19 protein-coding genes are annotated in these 21,940 nt (G+C 42.1%); 11 read left to right on the top strand and 8 right to left on the bottom strand.

The genetic code is table 11. The features are described 5' to 3' along the window. Nucleotides 1-97 precede the first annotated feature (97 nt). Nucleotides 98-925, top strand: coding sequence for a 3-oxoacyl-ACP reductase (locus ACQKCP_RS10895; RefSeq protein ID WP_427612334.1), 828 nt, complete (start codon nt 98-100; stop codon nt 923-925). Between the two features lie 200 nt (nt 926-1,125). Here the strand turns inward: ACQKCP_RS10895 and ACQKCP_RS10890 are convergent, their stop codons facing one another. Next, the gene (locus ACQKCP_RS10890) at nt 1,126-1,956 is read right to left on the bottom strand and encodes a Cof-type HAD-IIB family hydrolase (protein WP_427612333.1); all 831 of its coding nucleotides are present in this window, start codon (nt 1,954-1,956) and stop codon (nt 1,126-1,128) included. 300 nt (nt 1,957-2,256) lie between these two features. Here ACQKCP_RS10890 and ACQKCP_RS10885 point away from each other — a divergent pair, with 300 nt between their 5' ends. From ACQKCP_RS10885 to ACQKCP_RS10870, 4 genes are all read left to right on the top strand, one after another. Then, on the top strand, nt 2,257-2,763 hold the full coding sequence (locus tag ACQKCP_RS10885; protein ID WP_427612332.1) for a hypothetical protein: 507 nt from the start codon (nt 2,257-2,259) through the stop codon (nt 2,761-2,763). 439 nt (nt 2,764-3,202) lie between these two features. Then, a complete protein-coding gene (locus tag ACQKCP_RS10880) occupies nt 3,203-3,676 on the top strand; it encodes a BLUF domain-containing protein (RefSeq protein ID WP_427612331.1) in 474 nt (157 codons plus the stop codon). A gap of 373 nt (nt 3,677-4,049) precedes the next feature. Further along, nucleotides 4,050-4,529 (top strand): BLUF domain-containing protein, encoded by a 480-nt coding sequence (locus ACQKCP_RS10875; protein ID WP_427612330.1) that lies wholly within the window; start codon nt 4,050-4,052, stop codon nt 4,527-4,529. 107 nt (nt 4,530-4,636) lie between these two features. After that, nucleotides 4,637-5,116, top strand: a complete 480-nt coding sequence (locus ACQKCP_RS10870; RefSeq protein ID WP_427612329.1) for a BLUF domain-containing protein — start codon at nt 4,637-4,639, stop codon at nt 5,114-5,116. 193 nt (nt 5,117-5,309) lie between these two features. On the opposite strand, the gene ACQKCP_RS10865 is transcribed toward ACQKCP_RS10870, so the two are convergent. Together ACQKCP_RS10865 and parC are read right to left on the bottom strand one after the other, a co-directional pair. Next, on the bottom strand, nt 5,310-5,669 hold the full coding sequence (locus ACQKCP_RS10865) for a hypothetical protein (protein ID WP_427612328.1): 360 nt from the start codon (nt 5,667-5,669) through the stop codon (nt 5,310-5,312). Between the two features lie 250 nt (nt 5,670-5,919). Then, complete coding sequence (gene parC, locus ACQKCP_RS10860; RefSeq protein ID WP_427612327.1) at nt 5,920-8,226, bottom strand: DNA topoisomerase IV subunit A; 2,307 nt, start codon at nt 8,224-8,226, stop codon at nt 5,920-5,922. A gap of 457 nt (nt 8,227-8,683) precedes the next feature. On the opposite strand from parC, the gene ACQKCP_RS10855 reads away from it, so the two are divergent. From ACQKCP_RS10855 to ACQKCP_RS10830, 6 genes are all read left to right on the top strand, one after another. Beyond that, on the top strand, nt 8,684-10,477 hold the full coding sequence (locus tag ACQKCP_RS10855; protein WP_427612325.1) for a vWA domain-containing protein: 1,794 nt from the start codon (nt 8,684-8,686) through the stop codon (nt 10,475-10,477). Between the two features lie 353 nt (nt 10,478-10,830). Then, nucleotides 10,831-12,558 (top strand): AMP-binding protein, encoded by a 1,728-nt coding sequence (locus ACQKCP_RS10850; RefSeq protein ID WP_298811233.1) that lies wholly within the window; start codon nt 10,831-10,833, stop codon nt 12,556-12,558. A 509-nt stretch (nt 12,559-13,067) separates the two neighbouring features. Next, on the top strand, nt 13,068-14,867 hold the full coding sequence (locus ACQKCP_RS10845) for an AMP-binding protein (protein WP_160023500.1): 1,800 nt from the start codon (nt 13,068-13,070) through the stop codon (nt 14,865-14,867). A gap of 181 nt (nt 14,868-15,048) precedes the next feature. Then, nucleotides 15,049-15,765 (top strand): ribonuclease PH, encoded by a 717-nt coding sequence (rph, locus tag ACQKCP_RS10840; RefSeq protein ID WP_057761673.1) that lies wholly within the window; start codon nt 15,049-15,051, stop codon nt 15,763-15,765. Nucleotides 15,766-15,883: 118 nt separating this feature from the next. Then, a complete protein-coding gene (locus ACQKCP_RS10835) occupies nt 15,884-16,375 on the top strand; it encodes a hypothetical protein (protein WP_427612324.1) in 492 nt (163 codons plus the stop codon). Nucleotides 16,376-16,638: 263 nt separating this feature from the next. Further along, the gene (locus ACQKCP_RS10830) at nt 16,639-17,277 is read left to right on the top strand and encodes a hypothetical protein (RefSeq protein ID WP_427612323.1); all 639 of its coding nucleotides are present in this window, start codon (nt 16,639-16,641) and stop codon (nt 17,275-17,277) included. A gap of 111 nt (nt 17,278-17,388) precedes the next feature. On the opposite strand, the gene hemJ is transcribed toward ACQKCP_RS10830, so the two are convergent. The 5 genes from hemJ to ACQKCP_RS10805 all read right to left on the bottom strand — a co-directional run bounded on the left by hemJ (nt 17,389) and on the right by ACQKCP_RS10805 (nt 21,662). Continuing rightward, nucleotides 17,389-17,823, bottom strand: a complete 435-nt coding sequence (gene hemJ, locus ACQKCP_RS10825; protein WP_057762639.1) for a protoporphyrinogen oxidase HemJ — start codon at nt 17,821-17,823, stop codon at nt 17,389-17,391. Nucleotides 17,824-17,863: 40 nt separating this feature from the next. Next, on the bottom strand, nt 17,864-19,027 hold the full coding sequence (bioB, locus tag ACQKCP_RS10820; RefSeq protein WP_427612322.1) for a biotin synthase BioB: 1,164 nt from the start codon (nt 19,025-19,027) through the stop codon (nt 17,864-17,866). A gap of 245 nt (nt 19,028-19,272) precedes the next feature. Further along, nucleotides 19,273-19,779: an SCP2 sterol-binding domain-containing protein gene (locus ACQKCP_RS10815; protein ID WP_102090478.1), complete on the bottom strand. Its 507-nt coding sequence runs from the start codon at nt 19,777-19,779 to the stop codon at nt 19,273-19,275. A gap of 206 nt (nt 19,780-19,985) precedes the next feature. Continuing rightward, complete coding sequence (aciT, locus tag ACQKCP_RS10810; protein ID WP_427612321.1) at nt 19,986-20,378, bottom strand: AciT family ciprofloxacin tolerance protein; 393 nt, start codon at nt 20,376-20,378, stop codon at nt 19,986-19,988. A 282-nt stretch (nt 20,379-20,660) separates the two neighbouring features. Beyond that, nucleotides 20,661-21,662 carry a DUF368 domain-containing protein gene (locus ACQKCP_RS10805; RefSeq protein ID WP_427612320.1) on the bottom strand — a complete coding sequence of 334 codons (1,002 nt, stop codon included), beginning with the start codon at nt 21,660-21,662 and terminating at the stop codon, nt 20,661-20,663. Nucleotides 21,663-21,940 lie beyond the last annotated feature (278 nt).

The following is a 21,940-nucleotide window of genomic DNA, read 5'->3' as shown; positions in this document are numbered from 1 at the left end:
TTGGCGCAGGCCGAAGTATGACGAACATCATTTAAGTAAGTATAAGCCTTTGGCTTTAAGACACCAACCATACCATAATAATAAAGGATACAGCACAATGACCGAAAGTACCTCAACTCAAAACGCCTTGAATAAGAGCCACTCAGTTATACCAGCATTGCTTACGGATAAAGTTGCCATAGTCACCGGAGCCAGTCGTGGGCTTGGTGCACAGATTGCACAACAAATGGCGGCAGCAGGTGCTATCGTTTGCGTCAACTACCTCAATAGTAAACAGGCTGCTGAGACGATAGTGGCTGATATCATCGCGACAGGCGGTCAAGCATTTGCTTATCAGGCGGATGTCACCGAGCTTGAGCAAGTACAAGCCATGGCAGCTGAAGTCATCACTCGTCATGGTCGTATCGATATATTGGTCAATAATGCTTTACCAAGTTATCAGTTCAATCCAAGCGCTGCGTACACCAGTATTGAAACAGTAAAGTGGTCGCATTTTTCGCAGCAAATGGACGGTATCGTCAAAGGCGCAGTCAACACGGTGCAAGCGGTGCTGCCGCAAATGAAAGCGCAGCAAGTAGGCAAAATCATTAATATATCGACCAATCTTGTCTACAACCCAGTGGTTACCTATTATGATTACACCACGGCTAAATCAGCATTGATTGGGCTAACACGCAATCTCGCGAGCGAGCTTGGACAATATGGTATTCGGGTTAATTTGCTGGCAGGTGGATTATTAAAAACTACCGATGCAAGCAGCTTAACCACTGAAGAGGTATTCGACTATATCGCAACTACGACGCCCCTACGCCAAGCGACTTCGGTAGCGGACTTTGCCAGTTCAGTATTGCTCATGGCATCTGATTTGAGCATGGCTATTACTGGACAATCTATCGCCGTCGATGGTGGATTGACAATGCCTTAATTGAGGCCTTAACTGATTGCTTAACGCTCTATTGAATTTGTAAAATGAAAAAACGATCTTCAAGGTATTGGAGTCATCACCGCTACAGTTTTTATTTGAATCGCCTATATAAAATTAGACCATAATAAAAAGCCTTTACTAGTCAGCTAGTAAGGGCTTTTTTTAAATGAACGTTAATGGCTTTATGTGCCTGAACAGTCTTATGACTTCATTGTTAACTGATTAAGCACGGTTTGGATACCATACTCTTCAATCGTCCCAGTGACGAAGTCAGCACGTTCTATTAAAGCTGGCTGCGCATCTCCCATGGCCACAGCAAATCCAACCAAGTCGAACATTTCTAAGTCGTTCATACCATCACCAAATGCCATACACTCGCTTGCATCTACCGCATAGTACTCGCATACATCTTTGATACCGCGCGCTTTTGACGCATCTACTGGCAAGATATCGGCACCAATCTGATGCCAATGTACCAGCTTTAAATCATATTGAGCAAAGTCGATGTCCTGCATTTTTTCTTGCTGATTGTTAAAAAATACCGAGCACTGATAGACGGTATTTGATTTGTAGTACTCAGGGTCAAGGATCGAATTGGGCGTAACCGCATTGAACTCGCGTAAACGTTCATTTTCACCTGACCAAGCGATATGAGTGGCAGAGTCAAACTTATGAATCAAATCACTCTGTTGGCACAGGCGTACGATTTTATCTGTCTGTTCAGCAGTTAAAGGGTAGTGGCTGATTCGGCCGCTTTTATCAAAACTGTATTGTCCATTCATACAAATAATGGCGTCCAATATATCTGCATCAAGCAACGCTAAAATGTCTTCAGGCAATATGGCTTTAGAGCGGCCAGTCGAAATCACTAGTTTAATATCGGTATCTGCAAGCTGCTCAAGCGTCGTTTTATTGTGTTCAGCAATAATGCCGTTACGGCTCAAGGTATCATCGATGTCAAAAAAGATGATTTTTGGGGTCGAGATCTTAGTAGTCATACTTTCTTTGGCAATCTTATCTTCGATAAACATGATGATCCTATTATTTTTAGTCGTGTAGATACAATGATTCAGATACTACTACAACATACCCAACCAGATAAATACCTATCGAGTAACCTATGATGCTACAAATATGCTTATTGAGTCAGCATTAGCATAGTGATCTGTGAAGTTGCTCATCGCTTGCCCAAAGGATTAACAAAAATGCTAAACGATATGATTAACTTAACCGTGTTTGTTTATTATAAAGTTATATTCAATTATCAAAACTAATCTGCGAAATAAGATGGTCTATCCTTATTAATGCATCGGCTACCTAAAGGAACAAGCATGAAATTCTTTACCTTAAAATCGGTTACAGTTTTGGCAACAATGGCTTTATCTGCTAACGCTTTTGCAATGGATGTTAAATTTAATGATGCTGCTTGGGATGGCAAGAAAATACCTGAGGGGCAGCAATGTTTAAACTATGACGGTAAAAGCCCAGCCACGCCTAGTATGACTGTTTCAAACATTCCGGCAGGCGCGGAAAGCTTGGTATTCGTCTACAACGATGTAAGCAACAAACGTATGCAGCATGGTGGCCATGGTATCGTCGAGTTCGCGCTACCAGAGGGTGCTATGAGCGCAGAAGTGCCACGAGTATTTGGTCATACTTACGAAGTACCAGTAGGTATTGAGATGGTTGCAGAATACCGAAGTCGTAAAGGCGAGGCGGGCGGTGCATATAAGCCACCTTGTTCTGGCGGCAAAAACCATCTGTATACGGTAGATGTACAAGCATGGCAGGGCGATACGGTACTTGCTGAAACAACAGTTGAGATGGGTCGGTATTGATACGTTAGCTATTCAATTAGCATGCAACAAAGTCGTCTATACAAAACTCTTTATACATAGCATAGACGGCTTTTTATTGAAGGTAAGTTGTGTTTTATATACCTATAAATATGCTAACTTAATAAACATGACAGACCCTGATAAATACTTGTAGAGTTTAGTCTATAAGTAAACATGACTTAGTCATATAAGGGCGTTGAGGCAGGGCTATAGGAGAATATAGATTAGGCTTGTTAACTATTGGAATAATGCCAAGATACTGAACGTGACAACTTTGTAGTATAATTTTACTACTATGGATATTGGTATGCTATATCATTGAAACTTCTATGTTATAAATCTAAAAAAATCATAGCAAATGATAAAAAACGTTATTAATTATACTTTATCTTAAAGTATACCTTGATTTGAATGAATTATTTTATAAATAAGGTTTCTTATGCACATAACGACAAGCCAACCTTCAGAAGATAGAAAAAGGCATGGCGAACATATTCTTATCCACATGACATATATCGCCAAAAATGTCGATCTAGATTCTGGGATTGAGCTGACTCGCGCACTTGAGTACTGGCGCAGATATTTTGAAGAAAACGATATCGTTTCAGCTTTAGTCATTAGTGAAGGTTATTTCGTTCAAAGTTTTCAAGGAACAAGACCTGCTATCAATACCGCCTTGGAAAAGATACTTGACGAGCATTCCACTATTGTCCCTAATATTGTGAATATAGAGGAAATAGAATCGCGCCAATGGAATGGGTTTTTAGTTAAACATCTAACCTCAAGCGTTGAAGATGAAGAGCATGCTCTAAAGAACTTCTCAGCAGGCTCCGACTACAATCCTTATCTAATGAAAAGCTCTCAGATTGAAAGCTTTTTGAAAGCGATATTTGAAGATGTTGAATCTAATTAATTTTAAATGAGTGGTATTTAGTTTTTAAGCGTTTACCTCTTAGAACAGGTAGTATCCACTTGTCCTATCTAAAATATAAAAGCCGTCTATAACTGTGTATAGGCGGCTTTTTGTTGAAAGCAAGTTAGCAGTATCGGTACAGGATGTTTTCTTAGCAACTGGACAGAATATTGGCGGATGTCCATAAGTGACTATTCATACCTGACTCTTGTAGGACTTAACTACTAAAAATGACCTAGTGATATCTGTTTTTATCATGTTATTACAAATTATAGATGACAAGAAACTGGTCAATTCCCAAGAGTTTTATTGATTATACTTTATGATAAAGTGTATATTAATTTATATACCTATTATATAAATGGATTTTCTTATGCAAATAACGACAAGTCAAACCTCAGGAAATAGGAAAAGACATGGCGAGCATTTGCTGATTAGCCTAACGTATATCGGTAAAAACATCGAAATGAAAACAGGTATAGAATTGACGCGTGCTCTTGAGCAGTGGCGAAGATACTTTGAGGAAAGTGGGTTAGTTGCAGCGCTTGTAATCAATGACGGTTACTTTGTTCAAAACATTCAAGGCTCCAGACCTGCGGTCAACGCTGCTCTAGCGAAGATAATTGATGAGCATTTCAAGATTATTCCTAATGTTGTCAAGGTAGAAGAAATAGAAGCGCTTCGGTGGGATGGGTTTGTAACCAAACACCTGACGGAAAGTGCCGAAGATGAGGAGTATGCCTTAAAAAGTTTCTCAGCAGGGTTTGACTTCAATCCTTACCTAATGAAAAGTACTCAGATTGAAAATTTTCTGACAGCGATATTTGAAGGTGTTGAATCCGATAGGTTTTAAGTGAGTAGCCTTTACATATCATAAGAGTCATCTATTTTAATTGGCGTAAAAAAGCCGTCTATAAAGTATCTTTTGATTTAGATAATTTTTTATGAATAAGGTTTCTTATGCATATCACTACCAGCCAACCTTTAGAAGATAGAAAAAGACATGGTGAGCATATTACTCTCAGCCTAACGTATATTGGCAGAAATAGTGACAGTAATAATGGGATAGGGTTGGCTCGTCTGCTTGAGCAATGGCGAAGGAATAATGAAAAAAGTGGTGTAACCTCAGCGCTTGTCGTGAATGATAATTACTTTATTCAAAATATTGAAGGTCCAAGACCTCTTATCAATGAAATACTAGTAAAATTAATCAGTGAGTACTCTTACCTAGTACCCCACCTCAGTGAGATTGAGGAAATAGAAGAACGTAGGTGGGATGGGTTTTTAATAAAATATTTAACATCAAGTGCAGAAGACGAAGCATATACCCTAAAAAGCTTCTCGGCAGGTGCTGACTTTAATCCGTATCTAATGAAAAGTGCTCAGATTACAAGCTTCCTGAAAACGATCTTTAAGGATAGCGAATCTAATAAGTCTTAAATAATTTCTCTATTTTGAGTAGCGTAGAAAAGCCGCTTATACGTTTGTGTAGGCGGCTTTTTAATGAAAGTAAGTTGTGTTGACGTAGTGAAGAGGTAAAGTTCTTGTTGTTGCTCGCAACCTTCAACCGTAAGAACAACTTAGTCAGTGTTATCTAATCAACCCTACATGGTAAAAGTCCAGCCTACGGTTGCTAATCTCGATGCTCCCATACAACAGCAACTTTAGTACCTAGTATGTTTTCTAATTCTTGTAATATTTTTGGGCGAATAGATATGGTTTCATTAATATCGCTTTCAAATTCTTCGTTGTCATTGTCATCTAATTGCCAAAACCTATTGGTTGCTACAAAATCTCCAGCGGTCATAATAAATGGGCTAGTAATAATAACATCTGAATGGGTTAGTTCTAAATTTTCAACTGCGTCAAAATAGGGTTCATGTTCACACTCAATAATATTTTCGTCAAAAAGCGAAAACGCTTTTTCTTTTTGTTCGTCGCTTATTACATGGTCTCGTTCTCTAACATAAATGTAAACATGTTGCTCACTCACAATATACTCCCAAAAAGTTAAATAAATTTATTTTAGCTACTTGAAACTTAATTAATTTCAATTCGATTTTAAATATACTGATTATGTCAAAATTTAACTAATCTACAATAATATATTTTAGAAAATATAAGCATGGATAGGTTAGCTATATGGTGCTCCCAATACACTAAAGTAATAATAATCTCTAAAAATGGTGCACGGGGCGCACCATACGTCAACTAGGCTATTAATCGAGCTTACTCAAGCTAAATCACACAACCTCAACACTCGTCACATTCTGAAAGCCTCGTGGCAATTGACCACCACGATTACCACGAACACCCGTATAGTTAGCCAAATCATTTGGCTTGAGTGTCACATGGCGTTTGCCAGCAGTGATGACAAGGCTGTCTTGCTGACTAAGTGGTGTGATAGCTAGCACTTCTTCACCATCTTTTAGTTTGATTAGTTTGTTTCCTTTACCGCGAGCTTGTTCAGGCAAGTCATCAAGGGCGAATATCAGTAGATATCCTGCATTGGTCACGACAGCAACATGATCAGGTGTCACACGTATATTACTATTTTCACCTTCGGCATTGGCGGCGGTCTCTACTGGCGCGTCGATACGCGCAACAGGGAGCAAGCGACTATCAGTTGCTAGGTTAATAACGTTTTTACCAGCTTTTTGGTTGCTATCGAGATTACCAATGGTATTAATAAAACCATAACCTGCCGAGCTGGCAAGGATAATACGTTGCTCGTTATCACCCGTTAGTAGCTGCTCAAAGCTAGCGCCTGCTGGCGGCTTTAACACACTGGTTAGCGGATCACCTTGACCACGCGCAGACGCTAAGTTGTGCGCATCAATACTGTAGCTGCGTCCCGTACTGTCGAGTACGTAAATTCTTTCGTTAGATTTGCCGCGCACGTGCGCTTGATAGCTGTCACCTGAGCGATAACTCATACCAGCGGCATCGACATCATGACCCTTGGCAGCACGAATCCAACCTGCTTTTGATAAGATGGCAGTGACCGGCTCACTCGGTACGAGGTCTGACTCTTTCAGTGCTTGCGCTTCTTCACGTTCTGCCAACGGTGATACACGCTCATTGCCATGTTCTTTCATATCGGCGGTAAGCTCGTCAATCATCAGATTAGTTAGACTGTCTGGATTATCTAAGTACTCTTGAATGATGGCACGTTCGGCAGCGAGTTCGTCTTGCTCGCGGCGCAGCTCAATCTCTTCTAATTTTGCCAACTGACGCAAACGAATATCCAAGATAGCATTAGCTTGAATGTCAGTCAGGTCATAGTCCTGCATCAAGGTTGCTTTTGGATCGTCCTCTTCACGAATGATGCGAATCACTTCATCAATATTCAGATAAGCAATCAGCAAGCCCGCCAAGATATGCAAGCGTTTATCAATTTTATCTAGGCGATACTGTAAGCGGCGCGTGACCACCGAGCGGCGACAGATTAACCATTCTTCCAAGACTTCTTTTAAGTTTTTCACCTGCGGCTTACCATTTAAGCCAATCATATTCATATTGACGCGGTAATTGCTTTCTAGGTCAGTACTTGCAAATAGATGACTCATGACACGATCGACATCGACTCGCGTTGAGCGCAACTCAAGGACGATACGGCAGGCATTTTCGTGATCTGATTCATCATGAATATCTGTCACCCAAGGCAGCTTCTTATCAGTCATAAGCTTGGCGATTTGCTCTTGAATTTTGTTGCCTGAAACTTGGTAAGGAAGCGCGTCAATAATGACGAGGTTTTTTTCTTTAGGGTCAACATGAAAGGTCGCGCGCATCTTATAACTGCCGCGTCCAGTCTCGTACATCGCTTGCAAATCTTTTTTACTAGTGATGATTTCCGCTGGTGTCGGTAGGTCAGGTGCGGGTATCGATTGGGTAAGTTGCTTGACCGACAGCTCTGGGTTTTTGAGCAGACGAATGGCCGCGCGTACCACTTCATTAAGGTTATGCGGCGGAATATCCGTTGCCATACCAACCGCGATACCTGTCGTACCGTTTAATAAAATATTAGGTAGGCGGGCAGGTAGGGTAGTTGGTTCTTGCATCGTACCATCGAAGTTATCTTGCCAGTCGACTGTACCTTGACCCAATTCTGCCAGCAACGTATTGGCATAAGCCGACATTTTGGCTTCGGTATAACGCATCGCCGCAAAGGATTTCGGATCATCTGGGCTACCCCAGTTACCTTGACCAGTGATGAGTGGATAGCGATAACTGAACGGCTGTGCCATCAGTACCATGGCTTCATAACAAGCGCTGTCACCATGCGGATGGTATTTACCCAATACGTCACCGACCGTACGCGCGGATTTTTTCGCCTTAGCAGATGACTTTAGCCCAAGCTCGCTCATGGCATAGACGATGCGACGCTGGACAGGTTTTAGACCGTCAGCGATATTTGGCAACGCCCGATCCATGATGACGTACATGGCATAGTTGAGGTAGGCCTGCTCAGTGAACTCTGCGACTGAACGAGTATCCATCGGCTCATTGGGAATAATTGGGGCGATCGTATGATCAATAACATCAGACATAAAATAGGATTCACTTATCAGTTTTAATAGGTATAGATAATTGGTTCAAGCATACAAATAGGATAGTGCTATCGTAAAGGATATTGCACCAATTAAAAAGACGTATGTCAGAATATACGACATCTCGTGACGTGCTTAAAATAAGCGCTTATAAAGGTCTTTTATAGTATGGTGATTCATAGCTTTTATAGATTAAGTTGAGTATAGTAAATCTAATATTTGTTTTTTATATGGTTAATAAATGTCTTAAGGTTGAATCGTTTCTATTTAGGATATTTTATCTATCATTAGTCTAAAGAAAATAGGTGCAAAATAGCTTTAATGCAAAATTAATAACTGAAAGTATGACGGTTAATAGACTGAATAAAGCGGCTGCTTTGCCTATTTAAATAGCGTTAACCATATATTGACACGGACAAGTCGCTACTGAATTATCTTACAATAAGGAATTTCTGTTATGTCATTTGACCCTTTATCTAAAATTTCCGCCTCTAAAATGCTAAAAAACGAAAGTAAGCACCTAGGGAAAAACACTACTAGAAATGTACTATTGATTACTGCTATAACCAGTCTAGGATTGACAGCCTGTAATACTTCACAAATGAGCAAAACGCTACCAGCCGAGACAAGCAGCACAGTCAATCAAGATGCAGCAGTGATGTCAGAGTCTATCATGGCGTCACCCAGCGTCAGGCCATCCGTCATCAGCCAACAGATGATGATACGTTCTGCGGCGCAGACAGGTATCGTACGCCCATCACCGAGCATCATAGTCACGCCAGAGGCAAAAGACAACTATCAAAAAAACGCAGCCAATCCTGTACATCGAACTACGGATATGGCGGTATCAACCTTGTCTATCGATACCGATACGGGCAGCTACGCCAATGTGCGCCGCTATTTAAACGAGGGTCAACTACCACCTGTTGATGCCGTACGGGTAGAGGAATTGATTAATTATTTTAACTATCAATTTGATGATGGCAAACGCTTAGGTAGTGCCCCGTTTGTTGTATCAACTGAAGTAGTAGACTCACCTTGGGATAGAGCAGATCAGAATAATAAAATCGTCAAAGTTGGCATCAAAGCCGTTGATAGTAGCTGGTCGCAAAAAACGGATAAGCAATCTATGCCACCTGCCAACCTTGTGTTTTTAGTAGATGTCTCAGGCTCTATGTCGTCGCGTGATAAGCTGCCATTGGCACAGTCTTCGCTTAAGCTGTTGACAGAGCAAATGCGCGCCCAAGACAGCATCAGTATCGTGACCTATTCAGGTAGTACTAGTGTGGCATTGCCTGCGACCAGTGGTGACCAAAAAGCAAAAATATTGGCTGCGATCGATGGGTTAAACGCCTCAGGCTCAACCAATGGGGAAGATGCTCTGAAATTGGCCTACAGACAAGCTGAACAAGGACTAAAAAAGAACGGTATCAATCGAATCATGATGTTAACGGATGGCGATTTTAACGTTGGTATTAGTGATGTCGATGAGATGCTTGATTTGGTCAAAGCCAATCGCGATCGCGGTATCTCTTTGTCTACCGTTGGCTTTGGTCGCGGTAATCTGAATGATCACATGATGGAACAGATGGCGGATAACGGCAATGGTAATTACAGCTATATTGACAGTCTAACTGAAGCCAAAAAAGTCTTTGGCGATGAATTAGCCGCGACATTTAACACCGTCGCTAAAGACGTAAAAGTCCAAGTTGAGTTTAATCCTGATGTGGTGAGTGAGTGGCGCTTGATTGGTTATGAAAATCGCGTACTGGCTGAAGAAGACTTCAATAATGACAAAGTTGATGCAGGTGAGCTTGGGGCAGGTAAGTCAGTTATCGCTTTGTTTGAGGTAACACCAAAAGGTCAAAAAGGGTTATATAGCGATCGCCGTTATGCTAATAGCAATGCCAGTATTAGTTCGAATAACAAACAAAACTCTAATGAACTTGGCTATCTAAAAATTCGTTATAAAGCACCGACAGGTGGTAGCTCCAAACTCGTTAGCCAACCGATTAATAAAGCCAGCCACGCTTTAAATAAAGCCAGTATCGATACTCAGTTTGCGATGGCAGTAGCAGGATTCGGCCAACGCTTGACTCAAAGCGATTATATTAATGACTGGCAGTACAGTGATAGCACTAAACTTGCCAAAAGTAGTATCGCAGATAGACCAAGTAGCGATACTGATGGTACTCGTCGCAACTTTGTGACGTTGACTGAGCTGGCGAGTGCGCTAAAAAATAGCCAATAGTGAACAGATATCGTGTCGGGATGGTCATTAATAATTAAAAGTCAAGGGTCATATTTTCTAATAGCTTGACTGATATTTTTAATTTAATATGTTGATATATATAGGGATATTGAGCGTCAAGCCTATTTGAGAACTGGTGTAGCAATCTTTTGTATTGAGTACTATGTATAAAGTGTGTATGTTAATGAACAAAGGGCTATTTACCGCTATATTGTTCGCTCAGCACTATACAAATATGTCGCAGTCTTGCTTTTTATCATAACGATAGGCAAGACTCTGATGTTTTGTATATTTATCACACTGTGATTGGCGTGGGTTGACGGTAATGTATTATTACTAGGAGAGAAAAGATTATGGAAAATCAAGGAAACTTAACCCGTCGTGACGATAAAGTTTGGCTAAAAACATATGAAGAACTTGGTTTGGAGTACGACATTGAGTTGCCAGCCGACAATACGTCACTTATCGATATTTTCGAAAAAAGCTTCGCTGAAAATGCTGATAAAACTGCCTATATCTGCATGGGTTCATCGTTAAGCTTCCAAGAAGTAGATCTATACAGCCGTCAAATGGCCGCTTATCTACAGTCATTAGGATTGGTCAAAGGCGATAAAGTTGCGGTCATGATGCCCAACATTTTGCAGTTACCCATCTCTGTCATCGCTGTACTACGTGCAGGCTTTACCTTAGTCAACGTCAACCCTCTGTACACTACCAGAGAGCTTGAGCATCAATTGACCGATTCAGACGCCAAAGTGCTAATCATGGTCGAAAACTTTGCCAAAACCTATCAAGACATCGGTCGCAATGTGGTCGATAAAGTCGTGATTACTGGTATGGGCGATTTGATGGGTACGCTCAAAGGCTTTATGGTCAATACGGTCGTCCGCCATGTCAAAAAAATGGTGCCAGACTATAGCATTTCTAATAGCATCAGCTTCAAAACGGCACTAAAGCAAGTCACGGCTAGCAAATATAAGCGTCCAACCAATATAACGCTTGATGATATCGCTGTCCTACAGTATACCGGTGGTACGACAGGTGTGGCGAAAGGCGCGATGCTAACGCACAAAAACTTGGTAGCAAACTTAATTCAGTCTAATACCTTCTTGGGCACCGCTTTTGATGATTTCGATCAAAGAGGTGAGCAACCTGTGATTATGACGGCATTGCCGATGTATCATATTTTCTCATTCACTGTATGTGGTATGTTCGGTCTGTATCGCGGTTGTGTGGTGCTATTAGTACCAAACCCACGCGATCTTGATAGCTTGTTAAAAGCATATAAAGCCAACCCACCAGCGTTCTTCCCAGCGGTCAACACGTTGTTCAACGCACTTGCCAATAACGAAGAATTTATCGCGATGGATCATAGCAAGCTGCGTCAATCGATGGGCGGCGGCATGGCAGTACTGAGTCCAACAGCAGAGAAATGGCGTCAAGTAACTGGTAATATTATCATTCAAGGTTACGGCCTGTCTGAAACAGCACCAGTAGCGACCTCTAATCCTAGCAACAGCAAGACATTCACAGGTACCATTGGTGTACCGATGCCAGCAACAGATGTGGCAATTTTGGATGATGCAGGTAATGAAGTAGCACTTGGTGAGCGCGGTGAGATTAGTGTTCGTGGCCCACAGGTCATGAAAGGTTACTGGAACCGTGAAGATGCTACTGCCGAAGTCATGACAGCAGATGGATTCTTCCGTACTGGTGATATCGGTATCATGGCTGACAACGGATATGTGACCATCGTTGATCGCAAAAAAGATATGATTTTGGTGTCTGGTTTTAATGTCTATCCGAACGAAGTTGAAGAAGTCATGGCTGGCCATCCTAAGATTTTAGAATGTGGCGTCATCGGTATCGAAGATGAGAAAAGCGGTGAGATTCCTAAGATCTATGTTGTCCGTAACGATCCTAGTCTGACCACCGAAGAAGTTCTTGAGTACGGTAAAGAGAACCTAACAGGTTATAAGCGTCCTCGTCGTGTTGAGTTTATTGACGAGCTACCAAAATCGAACGTTGGTAAGATTTTGCGTAAAGATCTACGCGTACTTGAAGAAAAGAACCACGGTTAATTTGTCGATACACGCACCTAGATAGTTGTTTGATAGCTGCGTGTATTAACCAAAGACACTTGTGCAAGTGTCGCACGATTAGATACTGTAGTAACTAAAGTAGTAACCAAAAATGATAAGGCTGCAACCATGCTGTCTTATCATTTTTTTGTCTTTATCGCTTTTGACATTTGCGGATAACAGCTACTATTAATAGAGAATATCTATTAAAACTGCTATAGTGCCCATCGACGTATTTTTGTTTTTATCCAAAAAATCGTACTGGTTTTGCTTAAGGTAACAGGCGAAATCAAGGTAGTAAATATCATTTTCGACTTAGTCGTGCTGAGTGGTAGTATTATTTATCATAGACCCAGTAACACACTTTAATTTGCAAAGCTTATGAATGACAAACCCGATCATACTTATCTATTTCTTATTCATAAGCTTCTGCTGTCAGCAATAATCATAAAAAATGGTGTTTCCATTAGCATATTCAATGTTTTTAACAGTAACATTTAGGGAAAATTATGACGGATAATATTAATAAAAAAACGACAGATAATAGCGCTGCAACTGATGATAAAGCCAATACTACTAACGACGTTTATCAAAGCAATGCGTTTCCTACTATGCCGACCATCGACAGTGATAGTCCGTGGCTGAGCGCTTATGAGCGCTATAGCATCGATGCTACTATCGAGATGCCAGAAGACAATACCTCTTTACTCGATGTGTTCGAGCGTAATTTTAGCCGTTATGGCCAAAAACCTGCCTATATCTGCATGGGCTCATCGATTACTTTTAAGCAATTAGATCTATATAGCCGCCAGATTGCTAGCTATTTGCAGTCAATAGGACTGGTCGCAGGCGATAAAGTTGGGGTCATGATGCCCAACGTCTTGCAGTATCCAGTGGTCGCTTTGGGTATCATTCGTGCAGGGATGGTGTTGGTCAATGTAAACCCTCTATACACCAGTCGTGAACTGTCACATCAGTTGCATGACAGTGGTGCGAAAGCGCTATTTATCGTTGAAAACTTTGCCAAGACGTATCAAGATGCAGAAGATAAAGGTCAGGTAGAGCATGTAGTCGTGTGTACCATTGGTGATATGCTAGGTACGATTAAAGGAGCCGTGGTTAATCTTGTGGCTCGTCATGTTAAAAAGATGATTCCTGCTTATAGCATACCGAATAGCGTGAGCTTCAAGCATGCTTTGAATGCGGAGTCAGCCAGTAAGTACCAGCGCCCTGAGTTAAACTTAAGCGATGTGGCGCTACTGCAATATACTGGTGGTACGACAGGAGTCGCGAAAGGCGCGATGCTGTCTCATGGCAATCTAGTCGCCAATATGCTACAGGTCAGCGCGCTGATGAACAGTGCATTTGATGATGATATAGATGGTAGAGACGTGATTTTGACCGCACTGCCGTTATATCACGTATTCTCATTTATGGTCTGCGGTATGTGTAGTATGTATCAAGGCTATGCCTCGCTACTCATTCCAAATCCGCGCGATCTTGATGGGCTTATCAAAGAGATGGCCAAGTATAAGCCAGCGTTTATCCCTGCTGTGAATACTTTGTTTAATGGCTTAGTACACAAAGATAACTTTGCTGATTTGGACTTTTCTAACCTAAAAGCATCTATCGGCGGCGGTATGTCAGTATTACCTAGCGTAGCGAAAGAGTGGCACAAAATCACTGGCCTGCCTATCGTTGAAGGTTACGGCTTGTCTGAGACCTCACCTGTCGTAGCATTTAATCCGATGACTATTGCGGAATTTACCGGAAAAATCGGTATTCCTGCGCCTAGCACCGATATCGTACTCATTGATGATGACGAAAATATAGTAGCCATGGGCGATCGCGGTGAAATCTGCGTAAAAGGCCCACAGGTCATGATTGGTTATCAGAATCGTCCGAAAGAAACTGCTGAATCCTTTACGGCTAGCGGTTACTTAAAAACGGGCGACATCGGCATCATGGACGAAAAAGGCTTTATCAAAATTGTCGATCGCAAAAAAGACATGATTTTGGTGTCTGGTTTTAACGTCTATCCAAACGAAATTGAAGAGGCGATGAGTGAGCATCCAGCAGTCGTAGAATGCGGTGCTATTGGTGTACCGAACGATGATCGCGGCGAAGAACCAAAACTGTTTGTGGTCAAAAAAGGCGACGTGACTGAAAAAGAGCTACTAGAATATGGCAAAAAACAACTGACTGGCTATAAGCGCCCACGTCATATACAGTTCGTTGACGAATTACCAAAGTCGAACGTTGGCAAAATCCTACGTAAGGAATTGCGTAAGATGGAAGGGTTAGAATAGTTTATATCTGACATTCTATTGATAACGGTGGCGTAATGGCAGGTGCGAATCTTGCTATTGCGCCGTTGTCACGTTAGGATATCTTAAGATTTTAGTCGACTACATACCTATCAATGTGTTTACTAACGACTGATAGGTATTTTTATGACACTGCTTTTATAACATTGTACTAGGAATTTTTATGCGTATTGACAATCGTGAGCTTGACCAACTTCGCTCGATCAGCTTTGAGCGCCATTATACGAAGCATGCTGAAGGGTCAGTATTGGTAAGTTTTGGCGATACCAAAGTACTATGTACTGCCAGTGTAGAGTCTGGTGTGCCGCGCTGGCTCAAAGGTAAAGGCAAAGGTTGGATTACAGCTGAGTATGGTATGTTGCCACGTGCGACCAACACGCGCAATCAGCGTGAAGCGGCTCGCGGTAAGCAGTCAGGTCGTACGCAAGAGATTCAGCGTTTGATTGGTCGTAGCTTGCGTGCCATGATTGATCTGAGTAAGCTTGGTGAAAACACCATCTATCTAGATTGCGATGTGTTGCAAGCGGATGGTGGTACTCGTACGGCTAGTATCACTGGTGCTGCGATTGCGCTTATCGATGCGCTAGAGAGTATCCAAAAAGCCAAGAAACTCAAAGCAGATCCGCTAATCGGATTGGTTGCGGCGGTTTCTGTTGGTATGAAAGATGGCGAAGCATATCTTGATCTGAACTACGAAGAAGACTCTAGCTGCGATACCGACTTGAACGTCGTGATGACCCAAAAAGGCGAGTACATTGAGCTGCAAGGTACTGCTGAAGAAAAGCCGTTCACTCGTGCTCAAGCAGATGCTATGCTGTCATTAGCTGAAAAAGGCATCGCTGAATTGATTAAAATGCAACAGACGGCGCTTGGTTGGTAGACTAGCGTTTAGATACAACACACTGTCTTTGTTTTTAGTGTCAATAACTGCCTGTTAGCTGCTAATAGGCAGTTTTTTAATAGAAAATATTCGTACATTACGTAATAGGTAACAACACATGCTCAAGCTGACTGATGATGGCGCCAGAATCACCTTACAAGGGCAATCAAATGCTGCTGATAATGGCATGTTTTGGTTTGGTTCGGCATTATTGGTAGGGGCTGTCGCAGTCGCCATGGCGATGAGCTTATTGCCTGAGCGTCTAGCCATTGGTGCACTTGCACTGCTTATCATTGGTAGTTTTATTTTCAATAAAAAGCGCCAACAGCATAAAAAGGCTATGAGCGGTATGATTAGCAGTGGTACATTGTGGGTAAGGGCTGGCGAGTTGGTCCATGACAATCTAGGTAAGCGTGAGCATATTCATTTGACTGACGGTGATAAGATAACGCTGATTGGCGAGCAATTACAGATTGTCGATAGCAGTGACGTTCGCAAATATCATATTACTGGTTTCGAGAGTGCTCAAGAAGCAAAAGCTGCGAAAGCTATCTTAGAAGGGCAAGCGCTAACGAAACGCCATGTAAATATTAAAATGAAGAGTAATTAATATCTTTTCTTAATTTCATACTTTACCAAAGCATAGCTATTATCTTCGTATTATCCAAACTTCTAACTCAAATGTCATTTTAAATTTCACTCGACGTGCCTCTCCAATATTGTCATCTATCAGTATATTTATACCGTCTATCACCTATCGCAGGCGAATAGTGCTTGCAGATTTGTGCGCAAATGGTTTATAAGTAGGATTATAAAATTTATCCTTTTTATTATTGATATTGTCATTGAGATCTAGTTGACAAGGAGTTAGTCATGTTGCGTTTGTCTATACCGTCAGTCGCCGCGTCGTGCGGTTTTTTACTATTTACCTGCGGCATGGTAGGACAAGCCTATGCAGATAGTATGAGCATGCTTATCGCCCAAAAATCTATTCAACCAACGACAAATACATCCTATCGTTACCCTGAGGTACAGCGTTCAACACCTACGGTTTTACCAGCGTTTTTATCAGGCAACTATGACAATGTCGATAGCGAATATTTGCCGCTATTGAGCAATGCCGAGACGCAGAGTAGTATGGCAGCACGTGAGGTGGTCAGTACTGCACGCAAAATGGCACTTAACGAGCGCACAATTATTCAAGGTGGCTGCTGGGACTATTTAAATGCGGTATTCAATCGGGCAGGAGTATCGCGCAATACCATACATAAAGGCACTTATGCGCAAGGGCCCTATGCTAGTAGCAGCGAGATTGAAGCAGGCGACTGGCTCTATTATATTAATCATGGTTACAATGGCGTCGAGCATAGTGGACTGTTTGTCGGTTGGGTCGATGAGCGTGCCAAGCAGGCTTTGATACTGAGCTATGCTGGTGAAAATCGCCGTGAACCAGCTCGTTATCGCGTTTATGATTTGAGTAATGTTTATCAAATTATGCGCCCGAGCGTTTAGTGTTTGATATTTCCAGTTTGACAACCTGTTTTATAAGTAAATAAAAAAGCGTCCGCAACTCATTGAAGTTACGGACGCTTTTGTTTTACAGGTTAAATGGTTTTTCTGATACTAAAACGGTTTTACCACAACTAGAATCACAATAATCACTAAGGCAAAGACAGGCACTTCATTAAACCATCGCCAGAATTTATGCGTTTTATAATGTGGATTATCTATCAGCTTTTTACGGTAAAAGCCGCAAGCACCATGATAGCCTGACAGCAGCACTACTAATAGCAATTTGACGTGTAGCCAGCCTTGAGTTTTGTAGACATCCCAGCCCAGACCTAACATCCATAGACCAAAGATCCATGTCGCTATCATCGATGGGGTCATGATGCCGCGATACAGCTTGCGCTCCATAATGGCAAAGCGCTCATGACTGATGCTATCGTCGCTCATCGCATGATAGACAAACAGGCGCGGCAAATAAAATATCGCCGCAAACCAGCAGACCATCGAGATAATGTGCGCCGCTTTAATCCAGTTAAAATAATCTGCCATCATAGTTTCTCTTGCTTAGCTTGTATTTTTTAGCGTGGGTTTAATCTGCCAATACAACTTGTGTTTGATGACCATTCATCGCATCCATGACAGGCAGTACTTTAGGTGCTCTTGGTGCGGCAAACTGTTTGGTTAGGCCAAGCTCACGCATGAGTCTATCGTCGCCTGATTGACTTGCATTACCAGTGGTAAGAAGCTTGTCACCATAAAAGAACGAGTTAGCGCCTGCCATAAATGCTAATGCTTGCTCAGAGTCAGATAGACTTTCGCGGCCAGCAGATAGACGCACGTAGCTAGTCGGGCAGCAAATACGGGCGACCGCAATAGTACGAATCCATTCAAGTACAGACAGCTGACCTTCGGCCAGTACTTTGTCACCAATCGGTGTACCTGCAATAGGCACCAGTAAGTTGACTGGAATTGATTCAGGCGCTTTTGGCATTTTTAGCAGCTCAAGTACCCAATCGATGCGGTCGTCACGGCTTTCGCCCATACCAACGATATTACCACTACAGACATTAATGCCAGAGTTACGCACGTTTTCTATCGTATCTAAACGCTCATCATAGCTGCGCGTGCTAACGACTTGCTCATAGTAGCTACGCGAAGTATCTAGGTTATGGTTGTAATAATCCAACCCTGCATCGGCCAACTGTGTCGCTTGATTGGTATCGAGCATACCCAGCGTCATACAAGTTTCAAGTCCCAATGCTTTTACTTCTTTGATCAGCTCAACCACGTAAGGCATGTCTTTGGCACTTGGATGTTTCCACGCGGCACCCATGCAGAAGCGCGATGAGCCACTGTTTTTGGCACGTTTGGCCGCAGCGATAACTTTGTCAACTTCTATGCGCTTTTCTGCTTGTAGTTTGGTGGTGTCGCGATGATGACCTGATTGTGAGCAATAACCACAATCTTCAGGACAGTTGCCCGTTTTGATAGAGAGTAGCGTGCTGATTTGCACTTCATTGGCAGTAAAGTGCTTTCTATGGATGGTTTGTGCTTGTAACAACAAGTCCATTAGAGGTAAGTCAAACAGTTGCGCGATTTCTTCACGGCTATACGTCGTAGCTACTTTACTATCAGTTTGAGTCGCGTCTGTAGCTAGGCTGGCCAAAAAATCACTCTTGGTCGCATCTGGCTGAGTGGCTAGATCAGTTGGCTGGGTGGCGTCAGGTTCGGAGATGCTAAGCAATCCTGCCATAAGGTAAGTCCTTTTATAAGAATGAGAGGGTATTAAATAAAACCAATGTTTTTATCTATTGTCATTTATAAGGTAACAAAAAAGGTTGCCGTATAGTATACCGCAACCTTTTTAGAAAATCAGAACACTGCTAGACAGTATGTATAATTGTCACAGTAGCGCACATAAATAGTAACTATACGTTTGGCTATTTAGTTCTATATCATCCATTCTACCAATGACTACCGCTCAGTGCACCATTCTTTTTATTTACCAAGTTTGTGTTTAGCGATACCAACCCAATGCTCAGCAAATTTCTGTGCTTTATAAGCGTAAGGTTTGGCCTTTTGGATATATGGTTTGCACTCTTCTGGGATAGCTGGAACGATATGCTTAGCAAGTTTGTTGAACCACATCATTAGGCTATAGTCGCCTTCAATGCTCAAGTTACCTTCTTGTACAGCAGTCATAAAGGCAGGTAAGCTACCTTTAGTAAGCAGTCTAACGCCAGTCATAGAGTCTTTGAAAGTGATGGTCAAATCGGCTTCTTTTGCATGACCGCTTTGTTGACTAAACTGTCCATTATCAAAACTAAAAGAGCGGGCGATATCAGACTCAGTACTAGCAAACTCAATCGTAACTTGGCGATCAGCGAATAACGCTTTGACGTCTTCGTTATCGCTATCAGCTAACATAGACAAACGATAGCCAACAACAGCCAATAAAGCATCTAATGGATCAGATTTGATATCTAATACAGGAACAGTAAACATAGCAGAACTCCTAAAGAAATGAGGCATAAAAATAAAGCGTACTTTATACCAGTTTTTATGACAAATATATAACTGGATTATAAACTATCACAGGGTGCCAACTCTTTAGGAGTTAAGTAGAGAGCGTTAAGTATCTTGTAACATTCGATGTCACTGACGTAAGTAAGGTATTGATATAGACAAGCACAGGTACAAATAGGACAGTTTTAACGGAAACGTGGCTGATAGTTATCATCGTAGACAGGAGTGTGTTCGATATAGCGTGCGGCTTCTAGCTCACGTTGCTGACTAACTGTTTGACTTACATCATCATAGCGCAATGCTCGATACAGTACCCAAGCTGCCAACGGTAACCAACTGATACCCATAGCGATGATATAGCGATGCCATGATGATAGCTCCATAAACATAGGACGACCGGCTAATATATTTTGAATCAACTCAACGGTGAACCAGTAAGCCATACCGCCAAACAGATATAGCAGTAGCCAACGATATGACGACAAGGCGAGCACCACTACTAAACTGGCTAGTAGTCCATAACCTAGCCATGCCGCGCCGCTCCATGCCTCTACACCGATAAAAGAAAATATAGTCATTAACATCATTCATCTCGCTATTCATAAGGTGAATTCCAATGAGACTATTATGAGAGGTTATTGAGTAAAGCTGAAGAGGGTGCAGGCGACTTTGCGACAACCGTTGACGTTTGGTTTTTTGGCTTGTTTTGCGATATTTGATGTCTAGATGTTAGGCTAAGCGCCGTGAGGAATGGCGCTTATTTTGAGTAATACGGAAATGGTTTTGTTTGCTCGAGAGGGTGTTTGTTAGCTAGCAAACCAAGCCAAACTAGCAAACAGGATTGACAGTTTGCTAAATACTTAAACTCGATTGGTACGGTTACCCCACAAAGATAATAGCGAAACTAGAATAGCACCGAGTAGCATAAGTCCTACTGTCGTTGACCACTGTGCGCCAGTAGGGTATTGCCACGGCATGACATTATGGACAGCTTCAGTGTTGAGCGAGCCTAGCGCATCTACTTTCCATGGCCATACTTTTATTAGAGAGCCTGCGATAAAGCCTGTCAGCAATGCCAAGGTAGCTTGGTAATAATGTGAGAGTAGCCACTTAAGTGCGCGCGTGAATAGCAATAGCCCAGTCGCCATACCCGCAATGACTGTGAAAATGGCGCTCAAATTCATTGTATCGACTGCTTCTAATACCGCATCGTAAGCACCTAACAAAAGCAAAATAAACGACCCTGATATCCCCGGTAGGATCATGGCACAAATAGCAATTGCCCCTGCAAAAAATAGATACGGTAAGCTAGGCGTGGTCGTGAGTAACGGCATACTACTAATGACCACAGCGGCAATAAGCCCAGTCGCGAACAGTGCGACACGTCCTATATTCCAGCGCTTAATTTCACTAAGTAAGATAAACACCGTTGCGACGACCAGTCCAAAAAAGAACGACCAAATAAGCAATGGTTGATTGTCCAATAAGTGCTTAATGATACCGGCTAAGGTCGCAAAGCTAGTGGCAATACCCAGTAGCAAACACAATAGGAATGTCGCATCTACTTGTCGCCAAATTGCAGCGAATCCTTTGATGCCACCTTCTTGTCGAAAGATCGTCCAAAGATTGGGGCCAATACTGCCAAGTGAGTTAATCAAGCGCTCGTAAATCCCTGCAATCAGCGCAATAGTGCCGCCAGAGACGCCAGGCACAATATCAGCTGCTCCCATAGCCATACCTCTGACATAGATACCTACCAGCTGTTTTGGGCTATCGGTACGTACAGGTACCGTATCTGGCTCTAATGGTGTTGGCGTTGGCGCTGACGGCTGAGTTGGCCGTGGAGATTGTGGTGCCGTCATGGGCATTCCTTTATCGTTTAAAAATAAGTGTTATCTGAAAATAAGCATTAGATGAAAACAGGCGTGAGCTAAACATCAGTGTGCATAGCAGATTTTATTAATTATCATCACGTACTAAGGCATGTCTTCAATTCATTTGATAGTCATTTAACTGAACTAAAAATGGATAAATCTTGTCAGACATCGTCAAATAGCTAGTTAATATATCGGTACTATCTACGCTACTTTTCTTGGTTAAGCCGCGCCCTAAAGCATAAAAGCCAGATTAATGACAAAAC

Source organism: Psychrobacter sp. NPDC078631, assembly GCF_050268165.1.
In the GTDB taxonomy this organism is placed as follows: domain Bacteria; phylum Pseudomonadota; class Gammaproteobacteria; order Pseudomonadales; family Moraxellaceae; genus Psychrobacter.
This window is presented reverse-complemented; position numbering and strand designations above follow the sequence as displayed.

What these genes read in the sequence shown, in the direction of transcription:
- ACQKCP_RS10895 (WP_427612334.1), top strand. Translation starts at nt 98, where the DNA reads ATGACCGAAAGTACCTCAACTCAAAACGCCTTGAATAAGAGCCACTCA.
- ACQKCP_RS10890 (WP_427612333.1), bottom strand. Translation starts at nt 1,956, where the DNA reads ATGTTTATCGAAGATAAGATTGCCAAAGAAAGTATGACTACTAAGATC.
- ACQKCP_RS10885 (WP_427612332.1), top strand. Translation starts at nt 2,257, where the DNA reads ATGAAATTCTTTACCTTAAAATCGGTTACAGTTTTGGCAACAATGGCT.
- ACQKCP_RS10880 (WP_427612331.1), top strand. Translation starts at nt 3,203, where the DNA reads ATGCACATAACGACAAGCCAACCTTCAGAAGATAGAAAAAGGCATGGC.
- ACQKCP_RS10875 (WP_427612330.1), top strand. Translation starts at nt 4,050, where the DNA reads ATGCAAATAACGACAAGTCAAACCTCAGGAAATAGGAAAAGACATGGC.
- ACQKCP_RS10870 (WP_427612329.1), top strand. Translation starts at nt 4,637, where the DNA reads ATGCATATCACTACCAGCCAACCTTTAGAAGATAGAAAAAGACATGGT.
- parC (WP_427612327.1), bottom strand. Translation starts at nt 8,226, where the DNA reads ATGTCTGATGTTATTGATCATACGATCGCCCCAATTATTCCCAATGAG.
- ACQKCP_RS10855 (WP_427612325.1), top strand. Translation starts at nt 8,684, where the DNA reads ATGTCATTTGACCCTTTATCTAAAATTTCCGCCTCTAAAATGCTAAAA.
- ACQKCP_RS10850 (WP_298811233.1), top strand. Translation starts at nt 10,831, where the DNA reads ATGGAAAATCAAGGAAACTTAACCCGTCGTGACGATAAAGTTTGGCTA.
- ACQKCP_RS10845 (WP_160023500.1), top strand. Translation starts at nt 13,068, where the DNA reads ATGACGGATAATATTAATAAAAAAACGACAGATAATAGCGCTGCAACT.
- rph (WP_057761673.1), top strand. Translation starts at nt 15,049, where the DNA reads ATGCGTATTGACAATCGTGAGCTTGACCAACTTCGCTCGATCAGCTTT.
- ACQKCP_RS10835 (WP_427612324.1), top strand. Translation starts at nt 15,884, where the DNA reads ATGCTCAAGCTGACTGATGATGGCGCCAGAATCACCTTACAAGGGCAA.
- ACQKCP_RS10830 (WP_427612323.1), top strand. Translation starts at nt 16,639, where the DNA reads ATGTTGCGTTTGTCTATACCGTCAGTCGCCGCGTCGTGCGGTTTTTTA.
- hemJ (WP_057762639.1), bottom strand. Translation starts at nt 17,823, where the DNA reads ATGGCAGATTATTTTAACTGGATTAAAGCGGCGCACATTATCTCGATG.
- bioB (WP_427612322.1), bottom strand. Translation starts at nt 19,027, where the DNA reads ATGGCAGGATTGCTTAGCATCTCCGAACCTGACGCCACCCAGCCAACT.
- ACQKCP_RS10815 (WP_102090478.1), bottom strand. Translation starts at nt 19,779, where the DNA reads ATGTTTACTGTTCCTGTATTAGATATCAAATCTGATCCATTAGATGCT.
- aciT (WP_427612321.1), bottom strand. Translation starts at nt 20,378, where the DNA reads ATGACTATATTTTCTTTTATCGGTGTAGAGGCATGGAGCGGCGCGGCA.
- ACQKCP_RS10805 (WP_427612320.1), bottom strand. Translation starts at nt 21,662, where the DNA reads ATGACGGCACCACAATCTCCACGGCCAACTCAGCCGTCAGCGCCAACG.